The organism is Streptomyces seoulensis, from assembly GCF_022846655.1.
In the GTDB taxonomy this organism is placed as follows: domain Bacteria; phylum Actinomycetota; class Actinomycetes; order Streptomycetales; family Streptomycetaceae; genus Streptomyces.
Window position 1 is genome coordinate 3,570,495 of record NZ_AP025667.1, and the last position, 16,677, is coordinate 3,587,171.

At 71.5% G+C, this 16,677-nt stretch carries 13 protein-coding genes; 9 read left to right on the plus strand and 4 right to left on the minus strand.

The window, feature by feature from the left end; all coding sequences use genetic code 11:
- Positions 1–269: 269 nt before the first annotated feature.
- Together HEK131_RS16475 and HEK131_RS16480 are read right to left on the minus strand one after the other, a co-directional pair.
- Positions 270–2,429: a discoidin domain-containing protein gene (locus HEK131_RS16475; protein ID WP_217462220.1), complete on the minus strand. Its 2,160-nt coding sequence runs from the start codon at positions 2,427–2,429 to the stop codon at positions 270–272.
- A 200-nt stretch (positions 2,430–2,629) separates the two neighbouring features.
- Positions 2,630–3,721, minus strand: coding sequence for a GNAT family N-acetyltransferase (locus HEK131_RS16480; RefSeq protein ID WP_244335880.1), 1,092 nt, complete (start codon positions 3,719–3,721; stop codon positions 2,630–2,632).
- 288 nt (positions 3,722–4,009) lie between these two features.
- Between HEK131_RS16480 and HEK131_RS16485 the strand changes: the two genes are divergently transcribed.
- The 3 genes from HEK131_RS16485 (at position 4,010) to HEK131_RS16495 (ending at position 6,668) form a co-directional block, all read left to right on the plus strand.
- Entirely contained in the window at positions 4,010–5,230 is a 1,221-nt protein-coding gene (locus HEK131_RS16485) for a carbohydrate-binding protein (RefSeq protein WP_244335881.1), read from the plus strand.
- Between the two features lie 120 nt (positions 5,231–5,350).
- Entirely contained in the window at positions 5,351–6,121 is a 771-nt protein-coding gene (locus HEK131_RS16490) for a polysaccharide lyase family 7 protein (protein ID WP_244335882.1), read from the plus strand.
- Positions 6,122–6,212: 91 nt separating this feature from the next.
- Positions 6,213–6,668 (plus strand): hypothetical protein, encoded by a 456-nt coding sequence (locus tag HEK131_RS16495; RefSeq protein ID WP_244335883.1) that lies wholly within the window; start codon positions 6,213–6,215, stop codon positions 6,666–6,668.
- 60 nt (positions 6,669–6,728) lie between these two features.
- Here the strand turns inward: HEK131_RS16495 and HEK131_RS16500 are convergent, their stop codons facing one another.
- Together HEK131_RS16500 and HEK131_RS16505 are read right to left on the minus strand one after the other, a co-directional pair.
- Positions 6,729–10,103 (minus strand): pyruvate carboxylase, encoded by a 3,375-nt coding sequence (locus HEK131_RS16500; protein WP_244335884.1) that lies wholly within the window; start codon positions 10,101–10,103, stop codon positions 6,729–6,731.
- A 76-nt stretch (positions 10,104–10,179) separates the two neighbouring features.
- Positions 10,180–11,034 carry a hypothetical protein gene (locus HEK131_RS16505; protein WP_244335885.1) on the minus strand — a complete coding sequence of 285 codons (855 nt, stop codon included), beginning with the start codon at positions 11,032–11,034 and terminating at the stop codon, positions 10,180–10,182.
- A 287-nt stretch (positions 11,035–11,321) separates the two neighbouring features.
- Between HEK131_RS16505 and HEK131_RS16510 the strand changes: the two genes are divergently transcribed.
- From HEK131_RS16510 to HEK131_RS16535, 6 genes are read left to right on the plus strand one after another with little or no spacing between them, the layout of a single operon-like run.
- Positions 11,322–12,860, plus strand: a complete 1,539-nt coding sequence (locus HEK131_RS16510) for a sensor histidine kinase (RefSeq protein ID WP_244335886.1) — start codon at positions 11,322–11,324, stop codon at positions 12,858–12,860.
- Complete coding sequence (locus tag HEK131_RS16515) at positions 12,857–13,264, plus strand: roadblock/LC7 domain-containing protein (RefSeq protein ID WP_161149581.1); 408 nt, start codon at positions 12,857–12,859, stop codon at positions 13,262–13,264. The genes HEK131_RS16510 and HEK131_RS16515 overlap by 4 nt, the downstream gene beginning before the upstream one ends.
- Complete coding sequence (locus HEK131_RS16520) at positions 13,261–13,608, plus strand: DUF742 domain-containing protein (RefSeq protein ID WP_217462228.1); 348 nt, start codon at positions 13,261–13,263, stop codon at positions 13,606–13,608. The genes HEK131_RS16515 and HEK131_RS16520 overlap by 4 nt, the downstream gene beginning before the upstream one ends.
- On the plus strand, positions 13,589–14,203 hold the full coding sequence (locus HEK131_RS16525; RefSeq protein WP_432215641.1) for a GTP-binding protein: 615 nt from the start codon (positions 13,589–13,591) through the stop codon (positions 14,201–14,203). Before HEK131_RS16520 ends, HEK131_RS16525 begins: the two co-directional genes overlap by 20 nt.
- On the plus strand, positions 14,203–15,423 hold the full coding sequence (locus HEK131_RS16530) for a cytochrome P450 (RefSeq protein ID WP_217462229.1): 1,221 nt from the start codon (positions 14,203–14,205) through the stop codon (positions 15,421–15,423). Before HEK131_RS16525 ends, HEK131_RS16530 begins: the two co-directional genes overlap by 1 nt.
- The gene (locus tag HEK131_RS16535; protein WP_244335887.1) at positions 15,420–16,646 is read left to right on the plus strand and encodes a cytochrome P450 family protein; all 1,227 of its coding nucleotides are present in this window, start codon (positions 15,420–15,422) and stop codon (positions 16,644–16,646) included. The genes HEK131_RS16530 and HEK131_RS16535 overlap by 4 nt, the downstream gene beginning before the upstream one ends.
- The last annotated feature ends 31 nt before the right edge of the window (positions 16,647–16,677 follow it).

Here is a 16,677-nt window from a genome sequence, read left to right on the forward strand (position 1 = left end):
TGCTACTCCGTTCGGGCAGGAGCCCCCGGACCGGGGGTCGTCCGAGGCGGGAGCGGGAGGCTCCCGGTGGGTGAAGTCGGCCCGGCAGCCCAGGTGTTGACCTGGACGGCCGGCCGCTCGGACGCCTGACCGGGCCGGGGGCCGTGACGGAGGGCCGCGCGGCCCTCCGTCGACGCCACCCTAGGCGCGGCTCGCGGACCCCGCCTGCCGGACCCCGCGCACACGACGGCCCCTGCGCGCCCGCGAGGACACGCAGGGGCCGGTGTGCCTTACGGGAACTGGGTGATCTTGGACGGGATGGTGTCGGACCCCGAGGTGGGGGCGCCGGTGTTGTTGACGACGTGGGCGTACTGGCCCTTGCCGCCGAGCGAGATCACCAGGATGTCGTGCAGCTTGACCCCGGAGTTCACCGGGACCTGGAAGCCGTGCGCCTGGACGATGGAGGAGTCCGTGGTGAAGTTGCAGTAACTCCCCAGACCCCACGCCTCGTGCGAGGTGACCGAGTCGGCGATCTTGTAGGCCGCGTAGCCGACGATGCCGTCATGGGTGATGGCGGCGGAGTTGGGCACGTCGTACGCCTTCTCGTTCTGGAAGAAGATCGTGCGCCCGCGCTGCCCGGCCCAGTACACGTCGTACTTGTTGTAGTGCTCGACGAACAGGCCGGTGGCGAGGACGTCGTTGCCGTTCACGCGCAGGCCGTAGTCGGCGCGGTTGGTGTCCCAGCCGACGCCGCTGCCGTGGTCGGCTCGCCAGAGCCAGGTGTGGTCGATGACGACGTTGTTGCTGTTGACCACGACCGAGTTGGTGGCGAGGCCGGGGCCCGCGCCGCCGATGCGCACGAACACGTCCTGCATGGTGGTGGGGTTGGCCGAGTGGTCGGCGGTGGAGCCGGCCGGGCCGATCCGCAGCAGGGTGTCGGAGTTGGCACTGCCCGCGTCGATGAGGAAGCCGGCCAGCTTGACGCCGTCCACGTCGGCGACGTGCATGGCGTCGACGCCGTTGTCCGGGACGATGGTGGCGAGACCGAGGCCGAGGACCACGGTGTTGGCGCGGTTGACCTCGATGGCCCGGTCCAGGTGGTAGACGCCGGGCGTGAACAGCAGGTTGAGGCCCTGGGCGAGCGCCTGGTTGATGGTGGCGGCCGTCGCGCCGGGCTTGACCACGTAGAACTGGTCCAGCGGCAGCGAGGTCCCCGCGTTGGCCGGCCAGGACACGCCCCGCGCGTTGGTGCGCTTGGCCGGGACGAACACCTTGTACGTGGAGCCGTCGAGGTAGAGGAACGGCTTCTCGCGGGAGACCGGCGTGTTGTCCAGCGTGGTGTACGGGCCGCTGTCGAAGTTGGTCGCCGGGGCGCCCTGGACGCCGCTGAAGACCATGTTCCAGACGCCGTTGGTCCAGCCGCCGACCGAGCTGTCACGGGTGTACCACTGCTGCTGGGAGTACGGGCCGACCGTGCCGTCGATCTTGGAGTCGGCGATGTAGCCGCCGGAGGCCCAGCCGTAGCCGTTGGGCGAGAGGTTGAGCCCGCCCTGGACGTGGATGCGGCGGAACGGGGCGGCCTGCGCGACGGCCCAGCGGTCGGTGCCGTTGACCGGGCGGATGGCGAGGTTCTCCGCCGAACGCCAGAAGTTCTGCGTGGCGTTGCCGTTGAACCAGCCCGCGTCGACGGTGATGTCACCGTTGATCTGCACGTCGTCGGGGTTGAGACCGAGGCCGGAGATCGAGGTGTAGAAGCCGAGCTGGGCGTTGATGTTGTTGTACGTGCCGGGCTTCATCAGGAACTGATAGCGGGCGGAGCCGAACTGGTTCGACTCCTGGCGGGCGAAGACGTCGTCGAACTTCTGCTGGAGGTTCGGCGTGCTCGGGTCGACGACGATCACGTTGGAGCCGAGGTCGCCGCCGCCCTGCACCGGCGGGACACCGGTGGTGCCGGTGTGCACGGCCATCTCCCACAGCGAGTAGCCGTAGGCCGTGCCGCGGGCGGTGCCGTTGATGCGCACGTAGCGGCCGGAGCCGCTGACCGCGTACGAGGCGGTGCCGCCGGTGGCGCCGGTGACGGTCTTGAGCGTGGTCCAGTTCGTGCCGTCGGTCGAGCTCTGGAGCTGGAAGTCCTTGCCGTAGGCGGCTTCCCAGTTCAGGTCGATGCCGCACAGGTCCTGCACCGAGCCGAGGTCGACGCGGAGCCACTGCGGGTCGGCGAACGCGCTGGACCAGCGGGTGCCCGCGTCGCCGTCGAAGGCGGCGGAGGCCGGGGTGCCCGCGCTCTCGCTGGAGGAGGCGGTGGCGGGCTTGCCCTGCGCGGCGTTGGCGGTGTTGCAGCCGGCTTGGGCGGCGTCCGTCGCGGCGACGGCGGCCGGTGGTTGGAAGGTGGGCAGGGCGAGCAGTGCTGCCGTGGCGGCGAGCGCTGTCCCCAGGGATCTCAGTCTCATTGCGGCTCCCTGCGACTGCGGGACCGGGAGACCGGCCCCTGCTTAGTTCATGTTTTGATTTAAGGGATGAACCAAACGGGCGCAAGCCTTCGGAAGCTAAATCCTTTCTGCACAAGGGCGTTCACATCCAGCGGCCGTTCACACGGCGGCGGGACTGTCCGGACCATGCGCTTTGGTCCGGACAGTCCCGCCGGGTGAGGTCAGCGGCCCGGCCGCCCCTGGGTGCGTAGTTGACCCACCGTCTTCAGCAACCGATCGGCGGGCGCCAGCAGTTGGGGATGGGCCAGCACGGTGTTGCGCAGCCCGCGCACCGGCCGGCGCCACACCCGCTGGGCCACCGCCACAGGGTGGGGGCGGGCCGCGAAGCCCTCACCGACCCGCAGTTCGCGGGTCTTGAGCCAGTCCTTGTACTCCTTGTCGCCCCGGCCGAGGTCGACCAGCGTCACGCCGCTGCGGGCGGCACCCTCGGCCGTACGCAGGTGCATCATCAACCCCGGCGAGTAGTAGTGCAGGTCGGGGTCGTAGGCGGTGAACCAGGCGGCCAGGACGGTGCTGGAGCGCGGCCCGAAGTGGGCGGCGACCGGGCGGTCTCCCGCGTACAGCACGGAGAGCACGCCGGTGAAGTGCTCCTCGCGGACATGGAAGAGGTGGTTCACCAGGTCCACGATCCAGGGGCGGGAGAACCGGTCCATGCGGCCGGTGCGGCGGTACTGGGCCGACTTCCAGCGCATGAGGGTGCGCAGCACCTCCGGGTCGCGTTCGTCGAACACGAACCGCACCTCGCCGATGTCCCGGCCGAGCCTGCGCTCCTTCTTCAGGGTCGTCTTGGCGAGCCCCGGATAGGTGGCGCGCAGCCACTCGGCGTAGGTGCCGTCGCCGGGCTTCACGTCGATGACCGGCGAGGCGAAGGTGCCGGTGAGATGCGGGGCGAACGGCCGCTGCTCCTGGACGAGATGGTCGAACTCGAAGATGCTGAGCCCGCAGGCGCGCAGCAGTTCGGCCGCGTCCCAGGTGACGCCCGGCCGGTGCACGAGCGCCTGGCAGTCGGAGAGTCCGAGGCCGATGGCCCGGCCGGTGCCCAACGGCCCCCGCTCATAGGGGAGGAAGCCGACCGGTTCCCCGCCCTCGCGCAGCACCGCGATGCGTACGCCGCTCCGATGGCGGCCTACTCCGATGGCGAACTCCGGCGCGAGGAAGGGGTTGGCGTACTCGGGTGACTCGTCCATCGCCCGGTGCCAGGCCCCGCGCAGCGCGGAGGTCAGTTCGCCGGGTCTGTGAATGGTGATCTCCACCGCAGTTCGCCCCGCCCTTCGTGTGATCGCTCCCCGTCGCGCACCGCCGCTCAAACGTGGCGAAACAGTACGCACAGCGTCAAGGGTGCCTCAGAGGGCGGACGCTCCGCCACGGTTCCGCGCAGATCGGCCGGTTCGGCAAGTGCCCTGCGCACAAGGGCCGTTCACTTACTCCTCGGTAAAGAGACGGTTTGGTCCAGTCCAAAGACGCGTATTGGACTAGACCAAGAGGGGCGCTGTCCAGGAGTCTTGCACTCCCCCATCCCCCACCCCCTCTGGAGGCTCTTAGTGAGACGTCTTCGGGCATGTCTGGGCGCGGCCGCCGCCGTCACGCTGGCCGCGGCCGGCACGACGGCACTGGTCGCGGGCAGCGCCTCGGGCGCCACGAGCGCGCTCGACAACCGTTGGTACGCGGCGGCCCCCTATCTGATGCCGACGGACAACGACCCGCCGAACGCGGCCGCCATCATGGACGCCACCGGCCTCAAGGCGTTCCAGCTCGCGTTCGTGCTGGCACCCAACGGCGGTGGCTGCTCTCCCACCTGGGGCGGCACCTCGCCGGTCTCCTCGGACACCGCCGTGCAGTCGGTGATCAACACCATCCGGTCCAAGGGCGGTGACGTCTCCATCTCGATCGGTGGCTACGGCGGCACCAAGCTGGGCCAGACCTGCGCCGACCCGGCGGCCACGGCGGCGGCCTACCAGCAGGTCATCACCAAGTACGGCCTGCACGCCATCGACTTCGACCTGGAGGAGCCGGAGTACGAGAACACGGCGGCCGTCCACAACGAGATCGGCGCCGCCAAGATCCTCCAGCAGAACAACCCCGGCCTGTACGTCTCGGTGACCACGGCCGGCACGGCGGACGGCACCGGCTGGTTCGGCAAGCAGATGCTGCTGGAGGCGAAGTCCCAGGGCTTCACCCCGAACAACTTCTCCATCATGCCCTTCGACGGCGGCTTCAACGGCGCGGCGAGCCAGACCAGCGCGCTGGCCGCCTTCAACGGCGTCCTGCGCTCCACCTTCGACTGGGACGAGGCCACGGCGTACGCCCACGAGGGCTTCTCCGGGATGAACGGCCGCAGCGACACCGGGGAGTACTTCTCCCAGGCCGACTTCCAGACGGTGCTGGACTTCGCCACCGGCCACCACATGGACCGCTTCACCTTCTGGAGCTTGAACCGCGACCGCCAGTGCACCCCGGCCGACAACGGCGGCCGCACCTCGGGCACTTGCTCCAGCGTGGCCCAGAGCGCCTGGGACTTCGCCAAGTTCTCGGTGAAGTTCGCCGGTGCCACCCCGCCGAACTCCACGCCCACGCCCACGCCGACCCCGACGCCCCCAAATCCCGGCAACTCCTGCAAGGCGGCCTGGAGTTCGTCGGCCGTCTACGTCAGCGGGGACGAGGCGTCCTACAACCACCACAACTGGAAGGCCAAGTGGTGGACCCAGAACGAGACGCCGAGCGGCTCCGACTGGGGTCCGTGGCAGGACGAGGGCTCCTGCTGATGCCGTGACCCCTTGACGGGCCTGGACCGGACCTTTAGCTTCACGGGTCATCGACGTCCAAGGATGCGTTCGGTGTTCAGACTGCTGAACGCGTCCGGCCCGGCGGGAGGACCCCCCCACATGATCCGTTCCCGGCTTCTCACGGCGGCGGCCGCGAGCCTCGCCCTCACTCTCGGCGCCCTCGGCGGAACCGCGCACGCGGCCGACCCGGACGTGGCGCCCGGCGGCAACTTCGACCTGTCGGTCTGGCAGCTCCAGGAGCCGGTCGGCTCCCCCGGCTCGCCCACCACGATCCCCTCGTCCCGGCTGCGCGGCGCGAACGGCTACCAGGACGCGTACTTCTACACCGACACCCGCGACGGCGCGATGACCTTCTGGGCGCCCGAGAAGGGCGTCACCACGCCGAACTCGAACTACGCCCGCTCCGAGCTGCGCGAGATGAACCCCGGCGGCGGCGCGGCCGACTGGGCGCTCACCGGCACGCACCGGATGAGCGCGACCCTCCGGGTGGTGTCGGTGACCAAGAACGTCTGCGTCGGACAGATCCACCTCGGCTCCGGCGGTACCTCCACCAAGCCGCTCCTGGAGCTGTACTACCACTCCGACGGCGAGATCGTCCTGGGCACCGAGAACTCCCCCTCCGGCGGCCAGACCGCGCACACCGTGGGCCAGGTGCCGGTGGGCAAGACCTGGACGTACAGCATCGCCGTGACCGGCGGCGACACCATCGAGCTGACCGTCAACGGCAGCACCACCCGCTATGGCATCCCGGCGTCCTTCAAGCCGTACAAGCAGTACTTCAAGGCCGGGTCCTACAACCAGTCCTCGTCCGACTCCACCACCAAGGGTGCCCGCGTCGCGTTCTACGGGCTGACCGTCCGGCACGGCTGACCCGCGCTCCGACCTGCGCGAGTGGTGCATTCGGGCGAAGGGTCGTAGCGTCGGCACACGGTCGGACACAGCACGACAGGTGGGAGCGACCATGCGCGGATCACTGGTGGGAACGACGGTCACCCTGGCGGCGGGAGCCCTGCTCACCGCGGCGATGACGACGGCGTCGGCCAGCCCCCCGACGGCCCCCCTGCCACACCGCGACCGGACCGCCCCCGTGCTCGTCGACTGCCAGTGGAAGAAGGACGTGCGCCCGGCCGACTTCCTCCTGGCCTGCGGTGACGGCAACAGCCGGCTGAACGGGCTCAACTGGCTCAAGTGGGACTCGGAGTCGGCCGTGGCCGAGGGTGTGAACGTGGTCAACGACTGCGACCCGTACTGCGCCAAGGGCGTCTTCCGCTCGTACCACGTGACCGTGCGCCTCGACCGTCCGGCCGAGTGGAAGAAGAACCCTGCCGTGCAGCGCTACACCCGGATGAGCGTGACGTACGACGACGCGCGCCCGAAGGGCTTCACGCAGACCATGGTCTACCCGCTCTGGGACTGATCCCGCCCGTACGTCCGCTCCGGCCCCCACTCGCGGGGGCCGGAGCGGACGTACGGCGGCTCAGGCCAGCTCGACCAGCAGGTCTCCGCCCTCCACCTGCTGGATGCGGTTGATCGCAAGCCGGGACACCCGGCCCGCCTTCGGCGCGGTGATCGTCGCCTCCATCTTCATCGCCTCGATGGTGGCCACGGTCTCCCCGGCCGCGACCTCGGCGCCCTCCTCCACCGCGAGCGTCACCACTCCGGCGAACGGCGCCGCCACATGGCCCGGCTGCGAGCGGTCGGCCTTCTCCGTCACCGGTACGTCGGTGGCGGCCGAGCGGTCGCGGACCTGGATCGGCCGGAGCTGGCCGTTGAGGGTGGACATCACCGTGCGCATACCGCGCTCGTCCGCCTCACCGACCGCCTGCAACTCGATCAGCAGCCGCACACCCGGCTCCAGGTCGACGGCGTACTCCTTCGCCTGGCGCAGTCCGTAGAAGAAGGACTTGCTGTCCAGCACGCTGGTGTCGCCGTACGCCTGCCGGTGGGTGTCGAACTCGCCCGTCGGGCCGGGGAACAGCAGCCGGTTCAGGGTGGGGCGCCGGTCCTTGGCGAGTCCCTCGCGGTCCTCGGCGGACAGCTCCCGCACCGGCTTGGCCTCGGCGCGTCCGCGCAGCGCCTTGGTACGGAACGGCTCCGGCCAGCCGCCGGGCGGGGTGCCCAGCTCGCCGCGGAGGAAGCCGATCACCGAGTCCGGGATGTCGAAGCGGTCCGGGTCGGCCTCGAAGTCGTCCGGTGACACACCGGCGCCGACCAGGTGCAGGGCGAGGTCGCCGACCACCTTGGAGGACGGGGTGACCTTGACCAGGCGGCCGAGGATGCGGTCGGCGGCCGCGTACATCGCCTCGATCTCCTCGAAGCGGTCGCCGAGGCCCAGCGCGACGGCCTGGGTGCGCAGGTTGGAGAGCTGGCCGCCGGGGATCTCGTGGTGGTAGACGCGACCGGTCGGGGAGGCGAGGCCCGCCTCGAAGGGGGCGTAGACCTTGCGCACGCCCTCCCAGTACGGCTCCAGCTCCTCGACGGCCTGCAGGTCCAGGCCGGTGGGGCGCTCGGAGTGGTCGGTGGCGGCGACGAGAGCCGACAGCGAGGGCTGCGAGGTCGTCCCGGCCATCGAGGCGACGGCGCCGTCCACCGCGTCGACGCCCGCCTGGATCGCGGCGAGGTATGTGGCGAGCTGTCCGCCCGCGGTGTCGTGCGTGTGCAGATGCACCGGCAGCTCGAACTCGCTGCGCAGCGCGGTCACCAGCTTGGCGGCGGCCGGGGCGCGCAGCAGGCCCGCCATGTCCTTGATGGCGATGACATGGGCGCCGGCCTCGACGATCCGCTCGGCCAGCCGCAGGTAGTAGTCGAGCGTGTAGAGCCGCTCGGCGGGGTCGCTGAGGTCGGCGGTGTAGCAGAGGGCGACCTCGGCGACCGCGGTGCCGGTCTCGCGTACGGCGTCGATGGCGGGCCGCATCTGGTCGACGTCGTTGAGCGCGTCGAAGATGCGGAAGATGTCGACGCCGGTGGCGGCGGCCTCGTGCACGAAGGCGTCGGTGACCTCGGTGGGGTACGGGGTGTAGCCGACGGTGTTGCGGCCGCGCAGCAGCATCTGCAGACAGATGTTGGGGACCGCCTCGCGCAGCGCCGCCAGCCGCTCCCACGGGTCCTCGGCGAGGAAGCGCAGCGCCACGTCGTAGGTGGCGCCGCCCCAGCACTCCAGGGACAGCAGCTCGGGCAGCGTGCGGGCGACGACGGGGGCCACGGCGAGCAGGTCCTTGGTGCGCACGCGGGTGGCCAGCAGCGACTGGTGGGCGTCGCGGAAGGTGGTGTCGGTGACGCCGAGCGCCCGGGACTGGCGCAGTTCGCGGGCGAATCCCTCGGGGCCGAGGTGGACCAGGCGCTGCCGGGAGCCGGCCGGCGGCTCGCCCGCGGGCAGCGGGGGCAACTTGGTCACGGGGTCGAGGAGTTCGGGGCGCTCGCCGTGCGGCTTGTTCACGGTGACGTCGGCGAGATAGGTGAGCAGCTTGGTGCCCCGGTCGGCCGAGTGACGGGACGTCAGCAGATACGGGCGCTCCTCGATGAAGGAGGTGGTGACGCGTCCGGCGCGGAAGTCGGGGTCGTCCAGCACGGCCTGCAGGAAGGGGATGTTGGTGGCGACGCCCCGGATGCGGAACTCGGCGACCGCGCGGCGGGCGCGGCCGACGGCGGCCTGGAAGTCCCTTCCCCGGCAGGTGAGTTTGACCAGCATGGAGTCGAAGTGGGCGCTGATCTCGGTACCGGCGTGGGTGGTTCCGCCGTCGAGCCGGATGCCGGAGCCGCCGGGTGAGCGGTAGGCACTGATCTGTCCGGTGTCCGGGCGGAAGCCGTTGGCGGGGTCCTCGGTGGTGATCCGGCACTGGAGGGCGGCGCCGCGCAGGGTGATCCGGTCCTGGGCGAGGCCGAGGTCGGCGAGGGTCTCCCCGGCGGCGATGCGCATCTGGGCCTGGACGAGGTCGACGTCGGTTACTTCCTCGGTGACCGTGTGCTCGACCTGGATGCGGGGGTTCATCTCGATGAAGACGTGGTTGCCGTCCCGGTCGAGCAGGAACTCCACGGTGCCGGCGTTGCGGTAGCCGATCTCGCGGGCGAAGCGGACGGCGTCGGCGCAGATCCGGTCCCGCAGTGCGGGGTCGAGGTTGGGCGCGGGGGCGAGCTCGATGACCTTCTGGTGGCGGCGCTGGAGCGAGCAGTCGCGTTCGTAGAGGTGGATGACGTCGCCCTCGCCGTCGGCGAGGATCTGCACCTCGATGTGACGGGGGTCGACGACGGCCTTCTCCAGGAAGACGGTCGGGTCGCCGAAGGCGGACGCGGCCTCGCGGGAGGCGGCTTCGATGGACTCGCGGAGCTGCGCGGGGTCCTCGACCCGGCGCATGCCCCGGCCGCCGCCGCCCGCGACCGCCTTCACGAAGACGGGGAAGCCGATCTCGTCGGCGGCGCGCACCAGTTCGTCCACGTCGTTGGAGGGCGCGGAGGAGCCGAGCACGGGCACCCCGGCCGCGCGGGCGGCGGCGACAGCGCTGGCCTTGTTGCCGGTGAGTTCGAGGGTGTCGGCGCTGGGGCCGACGAAGGTGATGCCCGCCTCCTCGCAGGCGCGGGCCAGCTCGGGGTTCTCCGAGAGGAAGCCGTAGCCGGGGTACACGGCGTCGGCCCCGGCACGGCGGGCGGCGGTCACGATCTCGTCGACGGAGAGATAGGCGCGGACGGGGTGTCCGGGCTCGCCGATCTCGTACGCCTCGTCGGCCTTGAGCCGGTGCAGCGAGTTGCGGTCCTCATGGGGGAAGACGGCCACCGTGCGCGCGCCGAGTTCGTAGCCCGCCCGGAAAGCGCGGATGGCGATCTCCCCGCGGTTGGCTACCAGCACCTTGCGGAACATCTGGGATTCCCTTCAGCCTGCCGGCGACGAACACCATGGTGTCAGCCACGTACTGCCCCCGTACTTCGCGGAAACACTAGGGGGTGCGTGCCCCGGTCGAAGTGCGAAAACCATCACATTGACGTGTCCGCGCCGTGTCGGTCGGAAGTGCGGGCGCGATGCGGGGGTCAGGGACGGAAGGCGCGGGCGGGGCACCGGGGGCGGGTACCGGCAGGGGCCGGGGCTTCCCGGCGTACGGGAGGCGGGGGCGGCGGCCGCGCAGCAGGCCCAGGGTGATCGCGGCGGCCACGGCGATCAGGTGCTCGCGCCCGGCGAGGTTGGGCACCGCGACGGACTCCCACACCATGGATCCGCCTGTCAGGGTGAAAACCACGGGGGCCCGCCGCACCACGGCCAGATAGGTGAACAGACCCACGACGGCGGCCGAGGGGCCGGTGTCGAGGACGGAACCGCATGCGGCGGGCAGGCCGAACCCCCACCAACCGGGGCCGAGGGCGATCATGAGCCGGGCTGTGAGGGTCCCGGCCAGTGTGGTGACGTAGGCGATGGCCAGGGTGCGGGCGCGGCCGAGGACCAGTTCGGCGAGCGCGAAGGCCAGGAACAACTGGGTGATGCCCGCCCACACCGGCAGGTCCAGCGCGGGGACGTAGAGCGATACGGGGGTGCGCAGCAGGGAGAGCCACAGGGGGAGGTCGGCGGTGACGCCGCCGAGCCGCCGGACCCAGGTGGCGCCGAGGGGATGCTGGGCTAGGTCGTGGAAGAGGACGACGCCCGACGCGGCGACGAAGGCGAGGACCAGCCCGGACAGTCCCCGGCGCGCGAGCCGCCGCACCGGGCCCACGACGACGGCGCGCCATTCGCCGCGCAGGGCGCGTCCGGTGAACCGGACCAGGCGCGCGAGGAGGCTCCACGCCCCCGGATCCCCCGCCACGTGCCGCTCCCCCTTCGCACCTTCTCCCCCTGGCCACGACCCCGTCGGGGCGGGCGCTCACAGTCCAGCGGGCGGCGGGCCGGTCGTCAAGATCTACGGCTTCGGTGCATACGTGACCAGCGCCCGGTTGGCGGCCAAAGCCATGATTTGAACGTCCACTTCATGGAAGGCCGCTGCTTTCTTTCCACTTTGATCATCAACTCTCGTATAGTGACCGCCGGTTCACTCAAGCCAGTGATTCTCGTCTCCCGACCACCCCCGATTGCCGCGAGGACCAGACCGGACCGATGACCGCGCCCACGCCCCCTGGCGACGACCGCCACGCCCTCCGCACGCTCGCCGTCGCCCTCGTCGCGACCGCCGCTCTGTCGGCGCTCGCGCTCGGCGCGGTCGTGGCGGCCGCCCCCGACCCGGCGCGCACCGCGCTGGTGTGGGCCGGGGGTTCGGCGGGGGTCGTGCTCTGCGTCGCGGTGGCCGTGGCCGCCCGGGCCCGGCACTCCGCCCGCCGTGCCCGGCGCCGGCTCGAGGACGCGCTGGCCGACGTGGCGCGGCTGGAGCGGCAGCGGACCTCGGCGGAGGAGGAGACGCGCCGGGAGCAGCAGCGACTCATCGACGAACTTGCGGCTCAGCGACAGGAGTTCAGCACCGAGCGGGTCCGGCTGGAGAAGGACGGCGCACGGGAGACGGAGCGGCTGCGGGGTGAGGTGCTGCGGCTGTCCGGGGAACTGGAGCGGGCCCGGCGCGAACGCGCCGCCGCCGTCTCGGCCACCTCCAACACGGCAGGCCGGATGCAGGCGTTGGCCACGGCCACCCTCGCCGACCTGCGGGCGATGGAGGAGCGGCACAGCGACGAGGAGATCCTCGCCGACCTGCTGCACCTGGACCACCGCACCGCGCAGGCCGGGCGGCTGGCGGACTCCATCGCCGTGCTCACCGGGGCGCGTTCGGGACGGCGCTGGGCGCGGCCCATCGCCATGGAGTCCATCCTGCGCGGCGCGATGGGCCGGATCGGCGGCTACCGGCGGGTGCGGGTGCACTCGGTCAGCGGGGTCGCCGTCTCCGGGCACGCGGCCGAGGGCGTGATGCACGCGCTCGCCGAACTCCTCGACAATGCCACGAACTTCTCCCCGCCCACCGCCGAGGTCCATGTCTACGTGGAGGAGGTCCCGGCCGGGGTCATCGTCTCCGTGGAGGACAGCGGCCTGGTGATGGGCGACGTGCAACTGCGCCGTGCCGAGCGCGCGGTGACCGGTGACGTGTCCGGCCTCGGCGGTCTGACCGGCACCCGGCTCGGCCTCGCGGTGGTCGGCAGGCTGGCCCGCAAGTACGGCCTCAAGGTGTCGTTCCGGCCCTCGGCGCGCGGCGGCACCGGTGTGCTGATGCTCGTACCGCAGGAGATCCTCACCAGCCCGGCCCCCGCGGCCCCGCTCACCCCGGCGCCGGGGCCCGAGAGCTCCGCCGCCCCCGCCGCCCCGGCCGCCCTGGTCAACGAGTCCCCCGCTCCGCCCGCCGACGAGGTGGGCGGGCTGCCCAAGCGGCGTCGCGGCCGCACGCTGGCCGAGGCCGAGCGGTCCCGGTCGGCCTCGCACGACGACACCGCGCGGCCCGCGCCCGGCCCCGACCAGGCGAAGGTGCGCGCGGCCCGCTTCAGCAGCTTCCGCGACGCGGTCCGACCCGGCACCGGCCCGCGGCCGGAGAAGGCCGGGGACCGGGCGCCGCACACCCGGCCCGAGAACCCCGGCGGGCCCGGCCCCGCCGACACCCCCGCTGTCCCCCATCCCCCCACGCAACCGCACACGCACCTGGAAGGCGACACCACTTCATGACCGGCCCGACCACCGCCGACGACACGCTCACCTGGCTCCTCGAGGGCCTGCTGGAGAAGACTCCTGGCGCCCGGCACGCGCTCGTGCTCTCCCGTGACGGCCTCAAGCTGTGCCGTACACCCGAGTTGTCCGTCGACCAGGCGGACCAGCTCGCCGCGATCGCCGCGGGCATCCAGTCGCTCTCGCACGGCGCGTCCGTGGAGTTCGGCGACGGCAGCGGCGGCGTCCGCTCGGCGATGGCCGAGTTCTACGGCGGTGTCCTCTTCATCGTCGAGGCGGGCCAGGGCGCCCACCTGGCCGTGGTGACCAGCGAGGACGCCGACCCCGGAGTCGTCGGCCACACGATGAGCGAGCTGGTGGAGCAACTCGGCGAGCACCTCACCGCTCCGCCTCGCTCCTCATGAGCCGTCCGGGCAGAGACGACGCTCCCGACCGTCTCTACACCATCACGCGGGGACGGGTCGGGACCGGCGACGGCAGCCCGCTGGACCTGGTCACACTGCTCGTCGCCGAGTCGGCGGCGGCCGCCGGCATGCAGTCCGAGCACGTGGCCATCCTGCGGCTGACGGAGTTCCCCACCTCCGTGGTGGAGATCGCCGCCGAGCTGCGCCTGCCCGTCAGCATCACCAAGGTGCTGCTGTCCGACCTCCTGGCCACCGGCCATGTGAGCGCCCGCCATCCGAGCCGCCCCGCCATCACCGACCCCGACATCCTGGAGCAGGTGCTCGTTGGACTCCGCAACCTCTGACGCGCGCACCCCGTTGGGTGCCTCCGCCGACAACGGTCTGAAGATCGTCGTCGTGGGCGGCTTCGGCGTCGGCAAGACCACTCTGGTCCGCTCGGTCAGCGAGATCCGTCCCCTCAACACCGAGGAGACGATGACCCAGGCCGGCGCGTCGGTGGACGACATCGCGCAGGTGGTCGGCAAGACGGCCACCACCGTCGCCTTCGACTTCGGCCGCATCACCCTGGACGCGCACAACGTGCTGTACCTGTTCGGGGCGCCCGGCCAGGAGCGGTTCTGGTTCCTGTGGGACCGGCTGTTCTCCGGCACGCTCGGCGCGGTCGTGCTGGTGGACACCCGTCGGATCGACGACTCCTGGTACGCCATCGACCGGCTGGAGCACCACGGCACGCCGTTCATCGTGGCCTGCAACGACTTCGGCGGCCCGGTGCGCGCGGGCGACGACGTGCGCGCGGCCCTGGACCTCGATCCGGACGTGCCGCTCATCGACTGCGACGCCCGCTCCCGCGAGTCGGCCAAGGAAGTGCTCATCACCCTGGTCCGTCATGTGCAGACCCGGTACGCCGAGGCGGCCGGAGCCAGAGGGGAGCTGGTCTGATGTCCGAGGCCGTACCCCTCGCGGGACCCCGGTTCCAGACCGAACCAGCTTGCCTCTACCGGGAGTTGCGGCGCGACCACGGCTCCGTGGTGCCGGTGGAGCTGGACGGCGGCATCCCGGCCTGGCTGGTGGTGGGCTACCGCGAGCTGCATCAGGTGACCGGCGATCCGGTGCTGTTCAGCCGTGACTCCGAGCTGTGGAACCAGTGGGAGAACGTCCCCGACGACTGGCCGCTGCTGCCGATGATCGGGCACCGCCAGCCCTCGATCCTCTACACGGTCGGCGAACGGCACCGGCAGCGCGCCGCGATGATCAGCAACGCGCTGGAGTCGGTCGACCCCTTCGAACTGCGGCGCCAGGCGGAGCGGTTCGCGGACGAGCTGATCGACACCGTCTGCCTCTCCGGCGAGGCCGACCTCGTCGCCCAGTACTCGGCGCTGCTGCCCGTGCGGGTCCTCGCGCACCTCTACGGCTTCCCGGACGACGAGGGCCCGGAGCTGGTCACCGCGCTCAACGACATGATCGACGGCCGGGAACGGGCACTGGACGGCCAGTCCCATCTGGCGTCCGCCATGGCCCGGCTGGTCGCCGACCGCACCGAGAAGCCCGCCGACGACGTGGTCTCGCGGATGCTGGCGGACGACGGCGGCTTCACCGACGAGGAGATCGTCCAGGACCTGATGGTGATGATGGCGGCCGGTCACCAGCCGACCGCCGACTGGATCGGCAACTCGCTGCGGCTGATGCTCACCGACGACCGGTTCGCCGCCTCCCTGTTCGGCGGCCGCAACAGCGTCGCGGAGGCGATGAACGAGGTGCTGTGGGAGGACAGCCCCACACAGAACGTCGCGGGCCGCTGGGCGGCGCGCGACACCCACCTCGGCGGCCGCCGCGTACGCGCCGGTGACCTGCTGCTGCTCGGCCTCCAGGGTGCCAACTCCGATCCCCAGGTGCGTACCGACGCCTCCGCGCTGACCGGCGGCAACAACGCGCACTTCTCCTTCGGGCACGGTGAGCACCGCTGCCCGTTCCCGGCGCAGGAGATCGCCGAGGTGATCGCGCGCACCGGCATCGAGGTCGTCCTCGACCGGCTGCCGGACATCGATCTGGCGGTGCCCGCCGGGTCCCTCACCCGTCGGCCCTCGCCCTGGCTGCGCGGGCTGACCGAGTTGCCCGTGCGGTTCACTTCGACCCCTGCCCTGGGAGGCACGTCACGATGACCACCGGTACCGGGACTTCCCGTATCGCCCTCGACCCCTTCGTCACCGATCTGGACGGCGAGAGCGCGGCCCTGCGCGCGGCCGGACCGCTCGCGGCCGTGGAGCTGCCCGGCGGGGTGCCCGTCTGGGCCGTCACCCGGCACGCCGAGGCAAAGGCACTGCTGACCGACCCCCGCCTGGTGAAGGACATCAACGTGTGGGGCGCCTGGCGGCGCGGCGAGATACCGGCGGACTGGCCGCTGATCGGGCTGGCCAATCCGGGCCGCTCGATGCTCACCGTGGACGGCGCCGACCACCGCCGGATGCGCACGCTGGTCGCGCAGGCGCTCACCCCGCGCCGGGTGGAGCTGATGCGGGAGCGGATCGAGAAGCTCACCCAGGACCTGCTGGACGCGCTGCCCGACGGCGGCGGGGCGGTGGACCTGAAGGCGGCCTTCGCCTACCCGCTCCCGATGTACGTGGTGGCCGAGCTGATGGGCATCGACGAGTCCTCGCTGCCCCGGCTGAAGGTGCTGTTCGAGAAGTTCTTCTCCACCCAGACCCCGCCGGCCGAGGTCGTCGCCACCCTGACCGAGCTGGCCGGGATCATGGCGGCGACCGTCGCGGCGAAGCGGGCCGAGCCGGGCGACGACCTCACCAGCGCGCTGATCCTCGCCTCGGCGGACGGCGACCACCTCACCGACGAGGAGATCGTCGCCACCCTCCAGTTGATGATCGCGGCCGGCCACGAGACGACGATCTCCCTGATCGTCAACGCGGTCGTCAACCTCTCCACCCACCCGGACCAGCGTGAACTGGTGCTGTCCGGCCGGGTGGACTGGTCGGCGGTGGTCGAGGAGACGCTGCGCTGGTCCACGCCGACCTCGCACGTGCTGATCCGCTTCGCCACCGAGGACGTCCCCGTGGGCGACCGGGTCATCCCGGCCGGTGACGCGCTGATCGTGTCGTACGGCGCGCTCGGCCGCGACGAGGAGGCGCACGGACCGAGCGCCGGGGAGTTCGACGTCACGCGGGAGATCACCAACCGGCACATCTCCTTCGGCCACGGCCCGCACGTCTGCCCCGGCGCCGCGCTGTCCCGGCTGGAGGCTGCCGTGGCGCTGCCCGCGCTGTACGCCCGCTTCCCGCACCTGGACCTGGCGGTCCCGGCGTCCGAGCTGCGCAACAAGCCGGTGGTCACCCAGAACGACCTGTTCGAGCTGCCGGTACGCCTGAACGGGTGACTTGACTTCGAGCGCGCTCCAGCTCGTAGCG